Below are 18,091 nucleotides of genomic sequence, written 5' to 3' on the forward strand. Positions count from 1 at the left end.
TTTTGATAGCGCTATCATCTCGTGGGTAGATGGAGCAAGATGGTTTTAATACTCGTTTAGAGGAGGTTATTTGTTCATGTTCAAACACCGTTTATGGACACAAGTGGTACTCAGCCTATCCTTATCTTTCGTTTCACTGGCAGGCGCCTTATCCATTCCTAAGCCCGCCGAAGCGGCAGGTACGACCTTTTACGTTGATGCATCCATGCCCGATGACAGCGGGAGTGGCACAAGCACGGCAACGGCTTGGAAGTCACTGACGAAAGTCAACAGCGTCACTTTCCAGCCAGGCGATAAAATCTTGTTCAAAGCTGGCGGTATCTGGACGGGTCAACTGCATCCAGGGGGATCAGGAAGCTCAGCTGGTGGCGCGATTGAGATCGACATGTACGGCACAGGGAACATTCCAATTATCGACGGCAACGGAATGACGGGGCAGGGGGTTGTCTTTTTCTCCAATCAACAATATTGGGAAATTAATAATCTAGAAATTACCAATGACGCGTTGGCAGAGGGAGATCGCAGAGGGATTGAAATCATAGCAGATACCCCTGGGACGATTAACCATTTTTATATCCGGAATAATCTCATTCACGACATTGAGGGTTCAGTCGGTGGCACACTCACCAACAAGAAGACGGCTGCCATCTATTTCGAGGGCCAATCGGAGATGACGCAGTTTAATGATATCGTGATCGAGAATAATGTCATCCACGACGTAAAGAATCAAGGCATCGTGACGAATAACTCGGCTATCGACTTCAGCGCAGACGAGTATTACCCGGGCGAATCCGGTTGGAATAATGTCAAATATTCGAATCTGGCTATTCGCAGCAATACAATCTACAACATTTCCAAGAATGCGATGATTGTCCGGCTTGCAGATGGGGGTGTCGTCGAGTACAACGTCGCTCACGATACGGCGACAGGGACGACGGGGAATACGATGTTTACAAGGAGTTCCAGAAATACGGTGCTTCAATACAATGAAGGCTACTTGAACAGGAGTCCGGGAGTTGACGGCAACATGTACGATCCCGATCTGAGAAGCCCAGGCACGGTGTGGCAGTACAGCTATAGCCATGATAACAACCATGGATTGATTTGGTTCTGCACCGATCCAGAGGACAGTGGTCTGATTGTTCGGTACAACATCAGCCAGAATGACAAGGGTAATCTGGTCTACATCAACTATGCGTTTACGGGAGCTTCTATTTATAACAACACGTTTTTCATCGGCTCGGGACTCTCTCCTAAGATTATTAGGGAAAATCCAGCTAACGCGCACACGTATTCTTTTGACAATAACATCATTTATAACAATAGCTCCACGGCTGGCTATGTATTTGCATCCAGCGGGACGACGCGCTCACTTGACTCAAATACGTTCTATGGACAGCATCCGGCGAGTGAACCTTCATCAACGGTGGATACGCATAAACTCACTTCGGATCCAATGCTTGTAGGGCCTGGTACGGGAGGTATTGGTCTCACTGGCGTGGATGGCTACAAATTGCTAGCCGGTTCGCCGGCGATTGGCAGCGGTAAAGTGATTTCTGGCAACGGAGGAAAAGATTACTGGGGGAATACCGTATCGTCGAGTGCTGCACCTAATCGCGGAGCTTACGGGGGAGCTGGGGTGACGTACACTGGTTTTACCCGTCAAACCGAAGATCTGCTGCTGTCCGGCAGTTCAGGTGAGAGACATATTTCGTTTGCGGATGCGGCTTGCAGCGGAGGGCGATGCACCAAATTTTCGTCTGATGGGGTGGGCGACAATGTAATTTACCGCGTCAATATCCCACAGCCTGGCACCTATAACGTGAAGGTAGGCGTGAAGAAGCTGAACGATCGCGGCAAATTTCAGTTATCCGGTGCGGGGAGCCCCATTGGTACGGAGCAGGATCTGTACGCAGCGACTTCTTCCATTGTGGAGCTGAATATCGGCAATGTCACTTACAACCAAGCTGGAGATAAAGGGTTAAAGTTTACCGTAACGGGTAAAAATGCAGCCAGTTCAGACTATATTCTATCATTTGACTATGTTGTGCTTACGTTACAGTAATGAATGATTCTGGACGATATGCGGTTAAAGAGGGAGAAGAAAGCGATGAAAGGTAAACAACGGGTAAAAAAGCAGTTTGCAGGCTGGCTCTTGGCCATTGCACTGCTTATGGGAGGAACAGTGACAGCGGCTGTGTTGACTGGCTTTCAGGACGATAGTCTAGGCCGTATCAACGATGCGCTGGTAGACCGCAGAGAGTTTGCCTTGCTTCTATCCCAGCAGCGATCGCAGACCGTCCAATTCTATAAGAAAAAGTATAACGCACCCGTTAACGAAACATTTTGGAAGACGGCCTATGAGGGCGTGACACCGGCAGAATATGCCAAGCAAGCAGCGCTGGACCAGCTGACTGAATATCGGGTTCAACAGCTTCTTGCACAAAGCAATGGACTGGATGTATCGGCAGATTACGGACAATTTCTGCAGCGCCTGCGGGAGGAGAACGAGCGGCGAAAGGCGCTGCTGCAAACTGGAAGCCCGATCTACGGCCCTACCCAGTATAGCGAATGGGGCTTTTATGATTATGTACATTCCAACATGGTGATCAAGCTGAAGGAAAAGCTGCTGGCAAGCAGCACGGTCGTCACGGATGAAGAGCTGCACAAGGTATATGAGGCACAAAAAGATGACCTTTACCGGATATCAGACGAAGTTAAGGTGAATGTGATGTCCTTTTCTAATGGTGACGGGAATCGAGCAGAGGAAGCGGTGTCTAAGCTAGCCAGTGGCTTTCTGTTCTCACAAGTGAGGAGCGAGCTATCGCCGTTTGTGATGAACCGTCGCGCGGATGGGGAGGGCATCCTATTGGGAGGAACCGGATCGGAGGATCGGGCCGAAGCGGAGGAACGCCTCTTACAGGCGGCGTTGTTGTTGCAAGAAGGGGAAGCGATTCGCGTAGATTTTGCCAAGTATACCTCTGTTATTCAGCTAATTAGTAAAACGAGTAATCAGTATTTTCCATTCGATCAGGTTAAAGAAGCCATGCTTCGCCAATGGACCGACCAAGCGTTTAATCAGCAGATTGAGCAGTTAACAAAGCAAGCGAAGGTCGAGCTGAATCAAAGGAATTATCAGAGTTTTAACGTGGCAGAATGACAGGTTCAAGGAAGTGAATGTACCACTTCGGAACGGAGGGACGAATGATCAGAAAGCTTTTACGTGCTGTATGGATTGTTATCTTAGGTTTAGGGATACTCCCGCTCGCTCCCGGACTCTCTGGGCAAGCGCAAGCGGCGGGGGTGAATCTGGCAATAGGCAAATCTGTCACGATCAACCAAGGCGGCACACTGGGCAGTACTACAGCCAGCATGATGACCGATGGAGACTCCGCCACGATGTGGAGAACCTATGACGTTGGAACGCCAGCCACTCTTTCAGCTCAGGTGACGTTGGACCTAGGTAGCGTACAGTCGTTCAACAAGGTTGTGCTGACCGAGTACAAGCAAAAAGCCGTTCAACTGGCGGTTGACGTATCGATCGACAATACGCAGTGGACGCAAGTGTATACGAACACGTTCACCGCGACGGGTTCGACCAACCGAGTCACCGACATGCAGCTGACTAATCAGACGGCGAGGTATGTCCGAATTACAGCACCTAGTGCTGTTTATGCATTCGGTATTTATGAGCTTGAAGTTTATGGTGGTAATTTAGCGCTGGGCAAAACGGTCACGATTAATCAGGGAGGCACTTTCAGCACCAATGTGGCTGCCAACATAACGGACGGTGATGCCGCCACGATGTGGAGAACCTATGCAGATGGCAGTCCAGCGTCCTTATCGGCGCAAGTGACGCTGGATCTGGGCAGCCAACAGCTGTTCAATACGCTCGTGTTGACCGAATATAAGCAAAAAGCGGTCCAGATGATCGTAGACATGTCAGATAATCAAACGGATTGGAATCAAGTTTATACACATACGTTTACTAATACAGGTACGACCAACCGTGTGACGACGATTGCCGTAGACAATTTGGCCGCTCGTTATATTCGGATTACAGTTCCTAATGCGGTCTATGCGTTCGGTCTTTATGAACTGGAGGTGTACAACGCTGCGAGTCCGCCATCTAGTCCGAACGGCAGCATGATTGTGCATGCAGGATTGTATGGGGGAGCGGCTCAAACCATCACAGCGGCCAAAGCAGACTTCCACTTGTACCTGTTCATCGGACAATCGAATATGTCCGGCCGGGCGCCGGTGGAATCACAGGATTTGCCGGCGATCAGCCGAGCCTACTTGTTTAATGGTTTGAATCAATGGGAGGAAGCGAAGCCAGGTCTCGTGACTAACCGCACTTCCCTGACGACGACGCAAGGGTTTAACCGTTATTCTTCTGTTGAAGAGAGCACGAAAGTGAATGGTTTGAATGTCGCTAGCAGCTTTGCCAAAGCGATTACGCTGAGCAACCCGCAGCTAACGGTCGGCATTATTTCCAATGCAAGAGGCGGGACTAGTATCGCAGAATGGCAAAAAGGAGCCGGAACGGGTCTGTACGAAGAAGCAGTGAGAAGGACGAAAGAAGCGATGAAGACGGGAACATTGAAAGGGATCATCTGGCATCAGGGGGAATCGGATCAGTCAAAGGCGAACACCACCTACATGAGCAGTCTACAGCAGCTAGTCGGTGATTTGAGAGCCGATTTGGTCAGTCCTTCCGTTCCTTTCGTCGCGGGTCAACTGCTGCCGACCAAAAGCACGGACTTTAATCAAATGATTACGACGATACCGCAGTACATTGCCGATTCATTTTGGGTTTCTAATGCGGGCACAGTCTCTATCGGTGATGGATCGCACTTTAATGCATCTAGCCAACGGCTGTTGGGTCAGCGGTATGCGGATGAAATTTTGAATCCGTAGGTCGATAGTTAAAGGCTTTTTGAAGAAAACGGCCCCCCTTGGGTAATAGGGGGCCGTTTTTTTTGAAGGATGCTGGAAGAGGAGCGTATCTCAACTCACATCGTTGTTTTCGATAAAAAATCATTCTTTCTGTCAAAGACGCACTTCTGTAAAACATTTATATTGAAAATGAAATGACTATGAAGGAGTGTTTCGACGCGATGATCAACAAAAAAATCGTATTTCTACATCCATGGCAAGTTGAAATGGTAGAAGAGAACTTCTCGTGTCCAATTTGGTACGAAGAAGTTTTGGTTAAGAAGTTGTACACTTTAATCAGTCCAGGAACTGAATTAGCGATGTTGTCCGGGAGCGAAAATTGGTTCCAGATGCCTGGCGTTCCAGGTTATGCAGCTGTAAGTGAGATCTTGGAAGTTGGCGAAGGTGTGACGGGTTTTATTGCTGGTGATATCGTTTTTCATTATGGGAGTCACGCGAAGTATGAGGTTGTTTCCATTAAGGGGGCATTTTTAAAAGTACCGGAGAACTTGGATTTGAAGTGGGTGCCATTCGCTCGGATGGCTACTGTGGCATCGACAGCCATTCGCGTCTCGCATATCGAGTTTGGTGATTATGTCAGCGTTACTGGGCTTGGACTGATCGGGAATATGGCTGCTCAACTAGCTCATACCCAAGGTGCGACTGTGATTGGTATCGATTTATCGGAAGAACGAATCCGTATTGCTAAGCAATGCGGATTATTGCATAACCTTCATGGAGGACGAGGCAGCGTACAGGAACAAATTGCCGAGATCACCCATGGCAAAGGTGTTTCTACCCATATTGAGGCAACGGGTGTCCCGCAAGTAGCGATCCAGAGTCTTCCATATATCGCGAAATTAGGCGAACTCATTTTGTTAGGCAGCCCGCGTGGAGAATATAACACGGATGTGACGGATATTCTGAATTATTGTCATCTCTTTGGCAGGGGTTGCATTACGTTCAAGGGAGCACATGAATGGCGTTATCCGGTAGAACCTAATGAATTTATCAAACACTCGTTAGTAAGAAACACGCGCATCGTTTTTGAACTGATGAAGCAGAAACGGTTGCAGGTTGAACCTCTCATCAGCCATGTACTGAAGCCGGAGCAAGCGAAGGAAGCGTATGAGGGGCTTCGGGTGAATAAGGATCAGTACAGCGGTGTATTATTAGATTGGAGCCTGACATGAGTACCAGGAGAAAAGTTCGTATAGGTATGGTAGGGTATTGCAGAACAAGCTAAGGGTGATGGTTCCAAAGGTTCTCTTCGTAGGGATATGGAAAATATGAATACGCTTCAGTTATACTTGGAAAATGATGTATGCGGCATCACCGAGTTTCGAGATGGTTATCGAAATCAAATGCTGTTGGATATGATTGCAAAGTCGGCGTCTAAGGGAGCACGGATTAAGGTTAAATATTGAGAGTGATTCATCAATCATTCTGCTGGAGGGATGAACATGGAGAATTGGATGAACAGCATAACACCTTTCGTCAGAGTGGTCAAAATACACAAATCCTTCTCTCTGGCAGGTGAATGGATGGATTATGACCATGTGTTTACCTATATTGAACAAGGGGAAGCTGAGTTCTTCTTGGATGGGGTTAAGTATCAGGTGAAGGAAGGCGACATTCTTCTCATGCCACCCTTCATGGCGCATATAATTCGCTCTACGTCAGAGGTGCCACTGATCCAATATATCATTCATTTTGATTTGTATTATGACGAACAACGAAGCACTTGGGAAGACCAAGCGATCACAGAAGAGCGTAAAGCCATCACCGATAAAGAGATGCAGTTTGCATCTACAAGTCCCATTTCCCACTTGCAATTGCCGGACCAGATCGAATTGAAGAAAAGATTTTTGATCATGCAGAAGGAGTTTCTGGATCGGAGATCAGGTTATTCGTTGATCCTCAAAGGGATTTGTTTAGAGTTATTAGTCCTTTTCATGAAGGGACAAGTGGGTCATAACACGAGAGAAGGCAAGCTGACGAAGGGCTGGGTGTTCATTGAAAACACCATTACATTTATTAATGAAAGATATTGGGACCCAGATCTGGATAATCATACGATAAGTGAGCATGTTGGCATATCGACCAATCATTTATCGTTTTTATTTAAAGACCAGCTTGGCATTACGATTCATAAATATTTGACCCATATTCGAATTGAGCAGTCGAAAATACGCATGATTGAAGGGACTCAAACCTTAACCGCTATTGCTGAGCTAGTGGGTTTTTCAAGTATTTATTTATTCAGCCGATCTTTCAAGGCTACGGTCGGAATTATGCCCAGCCAGTTTATGGCGATGAATTCCAATATTGTCATGAAAATCGAATAGCTGTCCACACTTCGGGAGATTGGTTCTATTACACCAAATCTCCCGAATCTTTTATTTTATGCAAAGGAGCATTGATTGAGCAAATCTAGGGGAGTAAGATACAAGTAAGTGAACGCGCTCAATTTGCCAAGGGGGTCTCTGCCAATGTATACAATGATGCTTGTTGATGACGATTATATTTCAAGGGAAGGCTTGCGAGATCTCATTGACTGGGATCGTCTGGGTATCGAGATTACTGGTGAAGCAGAAGATGGAGCGGAAGCATTGCTCGTTGCCCGTGACCTAAGACCGGAAATTGTCATTACCGATGTCGTGATGCCTGTATTGGATGGCATTCAATTTGTTGACAAGTTGAAACAGGAGCAGCCTGCGGTCATGGTAATTATGATCAGTGCTCATCAAGACATTCAGTATGTGAAGGCATCCATTAAATTGGATGCGATTGATTACATATTAAAGCCCTTCAATCGGGAGGAATTAAAGCAAGTTGTAGGCAAAGTTGTCGCTAAGCTGGATAAAGAAAGAGCAGAGAAGCGATTAAAGGACGACGTTAGCCAATACTATTCAGGCAGTATTTCCTCAACAGGACTGCCGGTGATTGTGGAGTCTGTGGAGAAGATCATAGGATTATGCAGCACAGGGAAAACAGAAGCATTAACAACGGAGGTTCAACAGCTATTCCTTACGATCCGGCAATTGAAAATGGAAAGCATGCTGTTCCTAACGACGATCTGTAGTGAGCTTCTTATTAAAGCGATTCGAAGTTCAGCCACACATATCGAATCTGCCATTGCCCAAGAGGTGAAAGAATCCTTGCATCAATTCAGAACGATGCAAAGTCCTCAGCAAATCGAGATGTTTGTGATCGAAAAGCTGACCTACTTAGAGATGGCATCAAATGAATTGCGAAATAGTAAATCTCGCAGAATTATTAGGGAAGTAGAGGACATTATCCGCAGGATGTACGACCAGAATTTGACGATTGGACAGCTAGCGACGGAAGTATTCATGTCTCCAGGGCATCTTCAGACGTTATTTAAAAAAGAGATGGGGCAAACAATTAACGATTATATTACTCAAGTACGGTTAGAAAAGGCGCAGTTGCTGCTCAAAGATGCCTCCATCAAAATATATGAAGTAGCCAATCAGGTCGGCTACCAGGATACGTACTATTTTACAAAAATATTTAAAAAAGTGGTGGGGGTTAATCCCATGGAGTATCGGGAGAATACGCGATGAGGAAAGTGATCAACAAGCTCAGCAGCGTGTACTATAATATCAATTTGCGGACCAAGCTGGTTATATCGTATTTAATTTTAATCATTATTCCGGTCGTTGTTCTAGTCTATTTCTCCTACGTGACGATTCATAAATCGGTGGTGGAACAGACGGGAAAAGCTTATTTGGAAACCTTAAAGCAGGCAGAGAAAAATATTGCTTTTGGAATTGAATCCGCTTACAGTATCGCTGACCTGACCCAAAGCAATTACGAAATTCAGCAAATTCTAAGAACGATAGCTGAGCGCCCGCTAACATCGGCTGAGGTTATCGATTTTTTCAATCTGCTAAACAAGAACGTGAGCAATCATGTGGGGAAGAACAATGTGCTTAAGGTTAACTATTACATGAAAGGGAATCCGGCTTTCGTTTCCGCTAGCCCGAATTTTTTTACTGTCGATCAGCTTGGAAAAGAAGCAGGTCTTCAAGCACTTTTAAACGGTGAAACGAGGGAAACGTGGCTCTATGGCAGTGATGTCGAACATCTAAGCCTGGTTCAAGCGGATGAAGTCATTTTCATTAAGGAAATCAAGGACATTAACAAATTCCAGCAGGTGTTAGGTTATATCATGGTGGAGCTTGATGCGAAGTTTATATGGAATATTCTTGGGGATATCAAGCTTCCAGCTGGAGCAGAAAAGGTTGTAATGACCCCGCATAAGCGAATTGGGTTAGCTCAATTAGCCTCTGGGGATGGCGGTTTAAGCAATGTGTACATGCGGGATCTACCAATTGAAGATGAGGGCATTGCCAGCTTCGGAAAACCTGACAGGGCTAACTATACTGTCTTTAGCAAGGCGACAGCGTTGGATTGGAGCATCGCGCTGCTGATGACGGAGAATCACCTAGGGATGAATAGCAGATGGATTCAGAACTTCATGTTGGCTTTAGCAGGAATCGTTTCAATTATCGCGATCATTACCGCCTTTTTTATTTCGGGCAGCATTACGAAGAGATTGAAAAAACTCGTGCAGTTGATTAAGCACGCCGAGAAAGGGAACTTTGAAACCGAAGACAACATTCGAGGGAATGATGAATATGCACGGCTGCAGCGCTCTTTCAACAAGATGAGTACGCGAATCAAAGCACTTATCGAAGAGGTGTACCAGGCGCAAATCAGTAAGCAAGAAGCGGAAATGAAGCTGCTCTACGCACAGATTAATCCACACTTTGTCTATAACACACTGGATATTATTCAATGGAGTGCCTTACGTATTGACGCGAAGGAAATCGCAGAACTCACGGAGTCGCTTGCCAAATTTTTACGTTTAAGTCTGAATGAAGGCAAGGAGAATATCAGCGTAGCGGAAGAGGTGCTTGAGGTACGTAATTATATGCACATTATTAATTATCGCTATCGTGGTGCAATCCAGTTTATTACGGACATTGAAGCAGGCATGAATGAGCGGATGATGATCAAAATGATCCTGCAACCACTCGTTGAAAATGCCGTTGTGCATGGTATTCGACATAAAAAAGGAAAATCGGGAACGATTATCGTCCGGGCTTATCGGGAAGATTCGTATATGTATCTAGAGGTCATCGATGATGGTGTGGGTATGTCATTGGATAGAATTCAGCACATGTTCGAGATGGAAAGCAGAGGGTATGGCGTTAAAAATGTACATCAGCGCATTCAAGTCTACTATGGTGCAGAATGTGGTTTGGCGTTCTACAGCGAACCGGGTAGTGGATGCCGTGCGGTTGCAAAGTTGAAAGCTTCAGTTACCCTATAATACATCTTTTTGTCAGAGATATCTTACTTCTGTCCTGTTGTGATCTATCGGTACATTTACGTAAAATATAAGTAAATAACAAGGAGTTGAGGTGATGAAATGGCCAAGATTACACCGTCCCACGCGCTCAAGTCACAGGATGCAGGTGTGATCCCCAAGAGTAAAAATCGCCTAAAGGCAAGAATCGTACATAATCTGGATATCTATTTGATTATCTCGATACCTTTACTGGTGCTTTTGATTTACAGTTATGTCCCAATGCTGGGGATCGTCATTGCATTTAAGAACTATCGGGTATTCGATGGCATTTTGGCTAGTAAATGGGTAGGGTTAGCACACTTTCAAACGTTGATCATGGATCCTAAATTTTTGAGTGTTTTAGGTAATACCTTGCTGATCAATCTCTTCAAATTTGTGTTTCAATTTCCATTGCCCATTATACTGGCGCTGCTTCTCAATGAAGTCAGACACAGCATTGTAAAGCGCATGACGCAAACGCTTACTTATCTTCCGCATTTTCTTTCTTGGGTTGTTATTGCCGGCATTTTTGTCGACATTCTGTCGCCTAGCACGGGCATTATCAATGCAATGCTAAAAGCTTTTGGGGTATCGCCAATTGCTTTTCTTGGAGATGACAGCTACTTCCGGAGCGTTCTAGTTGCATCGACTGCCTGGAAGGAAACGGGGTGGAGCGCTATCATTTATCTCGCAGCTTTAACCGCTGTAGATCCTGACCTCTATGCGGCAGCGAGTGTCGACGGAGCGGGTAAACTCAAACAAACATGGCATATTACCTTGCCAGGAATATCCAGCACGATTGTATTCATTATTATTCTAAGGGTGTCAACCTTATTGGGCAGTGATACGGAACAAGTCCTATTGCTATACAATCCGCTAGTGTATGGCGTGGGGGATATTATTGGCACCTATGTGTATCGCGAAGGGATTCAGAACGGGAGTTACAGTTATACAACCGCAGTGGGTCTGTTTATCTCTACGATCGGATTTACCTTGATGATCATCGCGAATAAAGTAAGTCGAAGATATTCAGATAGGGGCATCTGGTAAATAAACAGTGGAGAGGAGCAAACAGCTTTGTTCGACAAACGAATGACAACCGGGGAGAAATTATTTACCGTTTTTAATTACACATTATTAATCATAGTAGCTCTCATTTGCGTCCTGCCGTTTATCACACTATTAGCTAAGTCGGTTAGCGAAGAAGCCTATGTCGTTAGCGGTCAGGTCGGTTTATGGCCGAAGGGCTTTCAACTGAAAGCCTATGAGGTACTGCTCTCAGGCGCTGATTTTCGCAACGCATTCAAGAACAGTATAGTCGTTGCTGTAGTAGGAACCGCCATCCAAGTATTTTTTACAGCATGTGTGGGTTATGCCATAGCCAAGCGGGATTTGCCCGGTCGTAAAGCGATTAATATTCTTTATGTGTTCACGATGCTGTTCAATGGCGGCATGATTCCAACCTATCTAGTCATCAAAGAAACAGGTTTAATCAATCATTTATGGGTGCTCGTTATTCCAGGAATGGTGAGCGCATTCAATCTGATTCTGGTTCGAAATTATTTCGAATCACTGCCTCACAGCCTAGAGGAATCGGCTCGAATCGATGGGGCTAGCAATCTTACGGTCTTATTTCGGATCATGCTTCCGATTTCCAAGCCTCTATTGGCGACAATCGCGATTTTCAGTGCGGTAGGTATTTGGAACAACTATATGGAACCCCTTTTATATTTAACGAAAAAAGAGGTTCAAGTATTGCCCTTGTTCTTGCAAAGCGTTGTAGCTGCAGCGAATAAGAATGGGATGGAAAATCCCGAGCAATTGGCTAATATCGCTTCCGAGACTTTCCGGGCAGCAGCTATCTTCGTTTCGGCACTTCCGATTCTGCTTGTATATCCGTTTTTGCAAAAGTATTTTGTCACAGGATTGACGCTTGGTGCTGTTAAACAATAGTTGTAAATAAAGGAAGGGGACAAGAAAATGAAAATTAGATTAAAAAGATGGTCGACATCCTTCGTTTTGGTAGCGCTTTCGATTAGTTTAACGCTGGCTGGTTGTAGTAAACAAGAAGAGAACACGACGCAAGGGAGCAAAGAAACAACAGCGGCATCCCAGACGCCTGCACAAGGTCCGAAACTGAATAAAGCAGCGAAGATCCGAATCGCTGTACCTGATAATGCGGGGGTCAAAGGCTATGAACAAGGAGCAAGCGCGAATGATAACCAATTTCTGAACGCTATCAAGGAAAAGACAGGATATACCAATATAGAATGGAACGTCATTCCGGCTGCAAATCAATTAGAGACGTACAACTTGATGTTCGCATCTGGTGATGTCTATGACCTTATTTACACGTCGGATTTGAATATCTACAAACGTTTTAGTGCACAAGGGGCTCTCCTGCCTTTGGAGGATACGATTAAGCAATTCGGCAGTGAAATTGGTAAACTAGTCACGGATAACGCATGGACGGCAGTTACGTTGGATGGGAAAAAATATGCGATTCCAGTACCTCCTTACCAAAAGTTCGAGAATGTAGACTTGGGCTCCGGCTTCTTGGCTAGACAGGACTGGATGGATAAGTTGGGGCTTACAGCTCCCAAAAATCTCGATGAACTATATACGTTCTTAAAAACCATCAAGGATAAGGATCCAAGTGGTAAAGGAACGATTCCTTATGTTGCGGCTGCTGGCAACAATGGCAATCCACTAGACGGACTAGATGTGATTACATCTGCATTTGGGTTATCCGGTATTAGTAACCTTGCCGTTCCTTTCATCGTAAAAGATGGCAAGCTAGTTGACGCACAAGATGTTTATTTTAAAGATATGCTGACCTATTTGAATAAACTGTTCAAAGAAGGTTTGATTGATAACGAGTACTTATTTAACAAAACACAACAGGTGTCTGAAAAAATGTCATCAGGGAAAGCAGCAGCTGCATATGCGGGGTATTGGGACCCAGCAAGTTTCCTAGCAGGGTTAACGAAAACGGATGCTAACGCAAAACTGAGCTTCCTCCCAACGGTTGAAGGGAAGGATGGAGTGAAAGGATATCCAATGCCTGCTCCTGTCTCCAACTTCTATATCATCCCCAAGAATGCCAAAAATGCAAATGAAGCGGTTGATTTACTAAATACGTACCTGAAAGATAAGGATTTGCAGAAGTATGTGAATTTCGGAAAAGAAGGCGTTCACTACGATATGGTTGATAATAAGCTCACTCCGAAGAAACCTGCTTACGATCAGATCATTTACAAGCTCTATTACAGAATGTGGAATACGCCTGAGATCTGGCTTCCGAACGCACTGCTCGGCGGTTATGAACAAGCAATGAAAAGCTTTGCCCAAGCAGGTCCACAGCTAACTGCATTCAATATTAACCAATACAGACCTCAGACGGATGCCGAACTTGCAAAAGGTAGAGCGTTAATCGATCTGAGAAATGAATATGTGGCCAAAATCATTAACGGTGCGTTACCAATTACCGCTTTGGATGACTATTTCAAGAAAGCAGATGCAGCTGGACGACAAGACGTGATCAAGGCATCACAGGATTGGTTTACGAAAGAAGGCAAAGGTATTTATGATAAGTTGAGTAAGAAATAGAATCATACAAACACTTTAGGTGTCTTAGAATCCGGACGGTTGATTATTAACCGATCCGGATTTTTTTTAATGAATTGGGATAATTCTTGGAAATGTTATCCGTTATGATTTGGAGGCAGACGGCATAAACATAACAGTAGACATGCTTCATGATTCCGTTTACCAGCGAATTCATTCAGGCATGCTTGCGCATGTCTACCAAATCGTAATCTACTGAATGGAGTCTGACATCATGCAAGAAGAAAAGAAAAGATTTATTCAAGAGTTTGTACCAGGCAAGCAAGTCACGCTAAGTCATCTTATTGCGAATCCAGATCTGGAATTGTTCCAGAAATTAGGCATTTTAGAGTCGGGAGCTATTGGTATTCTGACACTGACCCCTAGTGAAACGGTCATTATCGCTGCCGATTTGGCAACGAAAGCTGCAAATGTCTCTATCGGATTTCTTGATCGGTTTACAGGAAGTCTCGTATTAGTAGGGAGTGTATCGGAAATTGATGTGGCGATGGGGCAAATTAATACGTTTCTTTCTGAACAACTAGGTTACACGGCATCCCGCATCACTAAATCTTAAAAGGACGTGCATGCATTGAACGCCAATCATCGAGCGATGCTGATCGGATCTATTGGTGCAGGAAAATCTACCCTGATTGATGCTTTACTTGGTCGTCAGGTCAAGGTACTCAAAACGCAAGCGTTAATCTTTGCGGATTGGCTTGTGGATACACCCGGTGAATACACGGAAAATCCGTTTTTTTACAAAAGTATCATGGCCACCGCACAGGAAGTCACTCACGTCCTATTTCTTCAAGATGCCACCCATTCCAAGACAATTTTCCCTCCCAACTTTGCCAGTGGATTTAACAAATTGCCGATTGGCATTGTATCCAAAGCGGATGCTACGCTAGCGCAAGTTGATCGCGCTGTAAACTTAGTAAGACAAGCAATGCCCAGAGGCGCTATTGTCATTTCCTCTTCTTTTACAGGGCAAGGCATTCAGGAGATTAAAGATTTGGTGCAACAATGTGCAACATTTGAGGAAATGAAGACATATTGTACACGAACGGATGTACGTCATTTGATCTTTCACGCTTAGCGAAAGGAGGCCAGACAATGAAGCTGAAAGCAAATCTCATGGGTCACGTGTATACGTTCAAAACTTTGAAAGAAGTGTTTGCGAAAGCAAACGAGGAAAAATCCGGCGATCGACTTGCCGGGCTTGCCGCTGAAACGGTGCAGGAGCGAATTGCGGCGAAGCAAGTGCTTGGCGCACTATTGCTTCGAGATATTCGCAATAATCCCTTGCTCCCCGCAGAAGAAGACGAAGTTTCCCGCATTATTGAGGAGCAAGTCAATGAACCTATTTATAAGCGCATAGAGAGGTGGTCTGTCTCTGAATTGCGCGAGTACATACTGGATGATCGCACGTCAGGCGAGGATTTAAAGCGGATCAGCAGAGGACTTACCAGTGAAATGATTGCGGCTGTGGCGAAGTTGATGTCCAATCTTGATTTGATACATAGTGCAAATAAATTGGAAATAATAACCAAATGCAATATTGCGATTGGGCAAAAAGGGGTTCTGGCTTCCCGGCTTCAACCCAATCATCCTACGGATGATGTGGAGGGTATGCTGGCTTCCTTGAAAGAAGGTTTATCTTATGGGATGGGGGATGCCGTTATTGGCATCAATCCCGTTGAGGATTCTGTAGAGAGCGTGAAACGGCTGTTGCATGCGTCGCATGATTTCATGAACGTCTGGGGAATTCCTACGCAGAACTGTGTATTGGCACATGTGATTACACAAATGAAGGCCATCGAGCAAGGTGCGCCTGCGGATATGATTTTTCAGAGTATCGCAGGCACGGAGGCAGCGAATCGCTCATTCGGCATTAATGCAGCTTTGCTGGAGGAAGCGAATGATATGGCTCGGACGCTTGGGACGGGGACGGGCCCAGAGCGATTATATTTTGAAACGGGACAAGGATCCGAATTGTCGGCAGAAGCTCATTATGGCATTGATCAACTTACGATGGAGGCGAGGAACTATGGCTTCGCCCGCCGTTATAATCCGTATATTTTGAACACTGTTGTGGGCTTTATTGGCCCTGAATATTTGTACGACAGTAAGCAAGTGAAACGGGCAGGACTTGAAGATCACTTTATGGGCAAAATGCACGGCATCTCTATGGGTGTGGACATTTGCTACACCAACCATATTAAAGCGGATCAAAATGATATGGAAGATTTAGGTGTTCTGCTTACAGCCGCAGGGGTCAATTTTATTATCGCAACGCCAATGGGGGATGACTGTATGCTCAATTACCAATCGATGAGTTATCACGATGTCGCCACATTGCGTCAAACAATGAATAGGAAGCCATCCCCGCTGTTTGAAGCCTGGCTAGAGAAGATGGGGATTATGGAAGGCGGCAAATTAAGCCGCAGGGCAGGGGATCCCTCTATTTTTTCTCGTTAGGCATGATTGCTGAGAAGCGGTTCATGCAGGTTGCTGAGGAGGTGAACACAGGATGAATCATGAGCTCATTGAATCCATTACCAGATTGGTATTGGATAAAATGACTACCCATCAGGACGTTTTTAAGAGTGACGTGAATGAGGAAAGGCCTCAACATACGGACGGTATGGTGAAGGTGTGGGATCATTTGCCTAAGACGGCAGTATCCATTGCAACAGGTTCTGTTCGTTCAAGCGATCAGTTGGATGACGTTCTGCAGGAACTACAGACACGAGTGGGTATAGACGATGCTCATAATAAGGATGATTTGTCAGCACTAACCCTTACAACCCCTGCCAGAATTGGTGTGGGTAGAGCTGGTTTGCGACCCAAAACGGAAGCTTGGTTAAAGTTTCGACTCGATCATGCTGCAGCTGTGGATGCTGTATACGGGGAAGTTTCGCCGGAATTGCTGAAAAGACTCGACTTATTTGCGGTGCAGACGCAAGTTTCGGATAAAGAGGAATATATCCTTCGTCCGGATCTGGGAAGGCGGTTGTCAGCTGAGGCCATTCGGGTCATTTCCGAACGATGCTTTCATGGGCCCAAAGTACAAATGATTGTATCCGATGGACTCAGCTCGCAAGCAATTGAGCGAAACGCGGCAGATGTGCTGTTATCACTTCAGCAGTCATTAACCAAATTGGGGATTGCATATGGCACGTCGTTTTACATTGAAAAGGGTCGGGTAGCGGTCATGGATGAAGTCGGAGAAGTGCTGCAACCGGAAGTGATCATCCTCCTTATCGGGGAACGTCCTGGCTTGCTAAGTGCCGAATCCTTAAGTGCTTACCTGTGCTATCGACCTCGAAGAGGCATGATTGAAGCGGAACGGATGGTCGTTTCCAACATTCATTCAGGTGGCATTCCTCCTGTGGAGGCAGGGGCTTACTTGGGGGATGTCATCGCCAAAATTCTTGCCTATCAAGCGAGTGGGATATCGTTGGTACAGAAGGAGGCGTCAGCCCGTCATGCTGGAAAAGGTTAGGGCTGAATTATTAGCGGTTCGTATCATTCCAAACGTAGACGAGTCGTTAGCGATCGAATATCAGTTAAAACCGGGTTATCGAAGCTTGGGTTTGCTGACAACGACAATTGATGATGTCGGCTATACAGCACTGGATGAAGCAACGAAACAAGCGGATGTTGAGGTTGTGTATGCACGCTCCTTTTATGCAGGCGCAAGCCATGCCTCTGGGCCGTTATCGGGCGAATTCATCGGAGTTATTGCGGGACCGAATCCAGATGAGGTCAGAAGCGGGCTTGAAGCGATTGCGCACACCATTCGCTATGATGCTTTTTTTGAGTCGCTAAATGAGAATCAGAGTCATGCTTTGTATGCACACGTGGTAGCAAGAACGGGGAGTTATCTCTCCAAGTTGGCTGGCATTAACGAGGGAGAGCCAATCGCGTATTTAATTGCTCCGCCACTCGAAGCAATGTATGGGCTCGACGCGGCTTTGAAAGCCGCTGATGTGCAGCTTATGAAGTTTTTTGGCCCGCCCTCGGAGACGAACTTTGGCGGTGGATTGTTGACAGGCAAGCAAGCTGCTTGTCAAGCTGCAGCGGATGCTTTTAGGTCGAGTATTATTGAAATCGCTAATAAGCCGCTTTCCTACTAATTTGCCCGAGGAGAAGTTTGGATAG

16 protein-coding genes are annotated in these 18,091 nt (G+C 45.6%); all 16 read left to right on the top strand.

The features are described from left to right. Positions 1 to 76: 76 nt before the first annotated feature. The 16 genes from AC58QM_RS11365 to eutL all read left to right on the top strand — a co-directional run bounded on the left by AC58QM_RS11365 (position 77) and on the right by eutL (position 18,066). Entirely contained in the window at positions 77 to 2,065 is a 1,989-nt protein-coding gene (locus AC58QM_RS11365) for a DUF7594 domain-containing protein (protein WP_497283939.1), read from the top strand. Positions 2,066 to 2,110: 45 nt separating this feature from the next. Continuing rightward, the gene (locus AC58QM_RS11370; protein ID WP_497283940.1) at positions 2,111 to 3,160 is read left to right on the top strand and encodes a hypothetical protein; all 1,050 of its coding nucleotides are present in this window, start codon (positions 2,111 to 2,113) and stop codon (positions 3,158 to 3,160) included. Between the two features lie 44 nt (positions 3,161 to 3,204). Next, positions 3,205 to 4,920: a sialate O-acetylesterase gene (locus tag AC58QM_RS11375; RefSeq protein ID WP_497283942.1), complete on the top strand. Its 1,716-nt coding sequence runs from the start codon at positions 3,205 to 3,207 to the stop codon at positions 4,918 to 4,920. Between the two features lie 200 nt (positions 4,921 to 5,120). Next, complete coding sequence (locus tag AC58QM_RS11380; protein ID WP_497283944.1) at positions 5,121 to 6,131, top strand: zinc-dependent alcohol dehydrogenase; 1,011 nt, start codon at positions 5,121 to 5,123, stop codon at positions 6,129 to 6,131. 96 nt (positions 6,132 to 6,227) lie between these two features. Continuing rightward, the gene (locus AC58QM_RS11385) at positions 6,228 to 6,365 is read left to right on the top strand and encodes a hypothetical protein (protein WP_497283946.1); all 138 of its coding nucleotides are present in this window, start codon (positions 6,228 to 6,230) and stop codon (positions 6,363 to 6,365) included. A gap of 36 nt (positions 6,366 to 6,401) precedes the next feature. After that, positions 6,402 to 7,286, top strand: coding sequence for a helix-turn-helix domain-containing protein (locus tag AC58QM_RS11390; protein ID WP_497283948.1), 885 nt, complete (start codon positions 6,402 to 6,404; stop codon positions 7,284 to 7,286). A gap of 144 nt (positions 7,287 to 7,430) precedes the next feature. Further along, a complete protein-coding gene (locus tag AC58QM_RS11395; RefSeq protein ID WP_497283950.1) occupies positions 7,431 to 8,525 on the top strand; it encodes a response regulator transcription factor in 1,095 nt (364 codons plus the stop codon). Continuing rightward, positions 8,522 to 10,300, top strand: coding sequence for a sensor histidine kinase (locus AC58QM_RS11400; RefSeq protein ID WP_497283952.1), 1,779 nt, complete (start codon positions 8,522 to 8,524; stop codon positions 10,298 to 10,300). Before AC58QM_RS11395 ends, AC58QM_RS11400 begins: the two co-directional genes overlap by 4 nt. Before the next feature lie 99 nt (positions 10,301 to 10,399). Further along, positions 10,400 to 11,368: an ABC transporter permease gene (locus AC58QM_RS11405; protein WP_497283954.1), complete on the top strand. Its 969-nt coding sequence runs from the start codon at positions 10,400 to 10,402 to the stop codon at positions 11,366 to 11,368. A gap of 27 nt (positions 11,369 to 11,395) precedes the next feature. Further along, positions 11,396 to 12,271, top strand: a complete 876-nt coding sequence (locus tag AC58QM_RS11410) for a carbohydrate ABC transporter permease (RefSeq protein ID WP_497283956.1) — start codon at positions 11,396 to 11,398, stop codon at positions 12,269 to 12,271. A 27-nt stretch (positions 12,272 to 12,298) separates the two neighbouring features. Beyond that, positions 12,299 to 13,927, top strand: coding sequence for an extracellular solute-binding protein (locus tag AC58QM_RS11415; RefSeq protein WP_497283958.1), 1,629 nt, complete (start codon positions 12,299 to 12,301; stop codon positions 13,925 to 13,927). 232 nt (positions 13,928 to 14,159) lie between these two features. Continuing rightward, positions 14,160 to 14,501, top strand: coding sequence for an ethanolamine utilization microcompartment protein EutS (gene eutS / locus AC58QM_RS11420; protein ID WP_497283960.1), 342 nt, complete (start codon positions 14,160 to 14,162; stop codon positions 14,499 to 14,501). Between the two features lie 15 nt (positions 14,502 to 14,516). Then, positions 14,517 to 15,023: a EutP/PduV family microcompartment system protein gene (locus AC58QM_RS11425; RefSeq protein WP_497283961.1), complete on the top strand. Its 507-nt coding sequence runs from the start codon at positions 14,517 to 14,519 to the stop codon at positions 15,021 to 15,023. Positions 15,024 to 15,040: 17 nt separating this feature from the next. Then, the gene (locus AC58QM_RS11430; protein WP_497283963.1) at positions 15,041 to 16,405 is read left to right on the top strand and encodes an ethanolamine ammonia-lyase subunit EutB; all 1,365 of its coding nucleotides are present in this window, start codon (positions 15,041 to 15,043) and stop codon (positions 16,403 to 16,405) included. A gap of 52 nt (positions 16,406 to 16,457) precedes the next feature. Beyond that, on the top strand, positions 16,458 to 17,432 hold the full coding sequence (eutC, locus tag AC58QM_RS11435; protein ID WP_497283965.1) for an ethanolamine ammonia-lyase subunit EutC: 975 nt from the start codon (positions 16,458 to 16,460) through the stop codon (positions 17,430 to 17,432). Further along, on the top strand, positions 17,416 to 18,066 hold the full coding sequence (eutL, locus tag AC58QM_RS11440; protein WP_497283967.1) for an ethanolamine utilization microcompartment protein EutL: 651 nt from the start codon (positions 17,416 to 17,418) through the stop codon (positions 18,064 to 18,066). The genes eutC and eutL overlap by 17 nt, the downstream gene beginning before the upstream one ends. Positions 18,067 to 18,091: the final 25 nt, after the last annotated feature.

Source organism: Paenibacillus sp. J22P165, assembly GCF_059692015.1.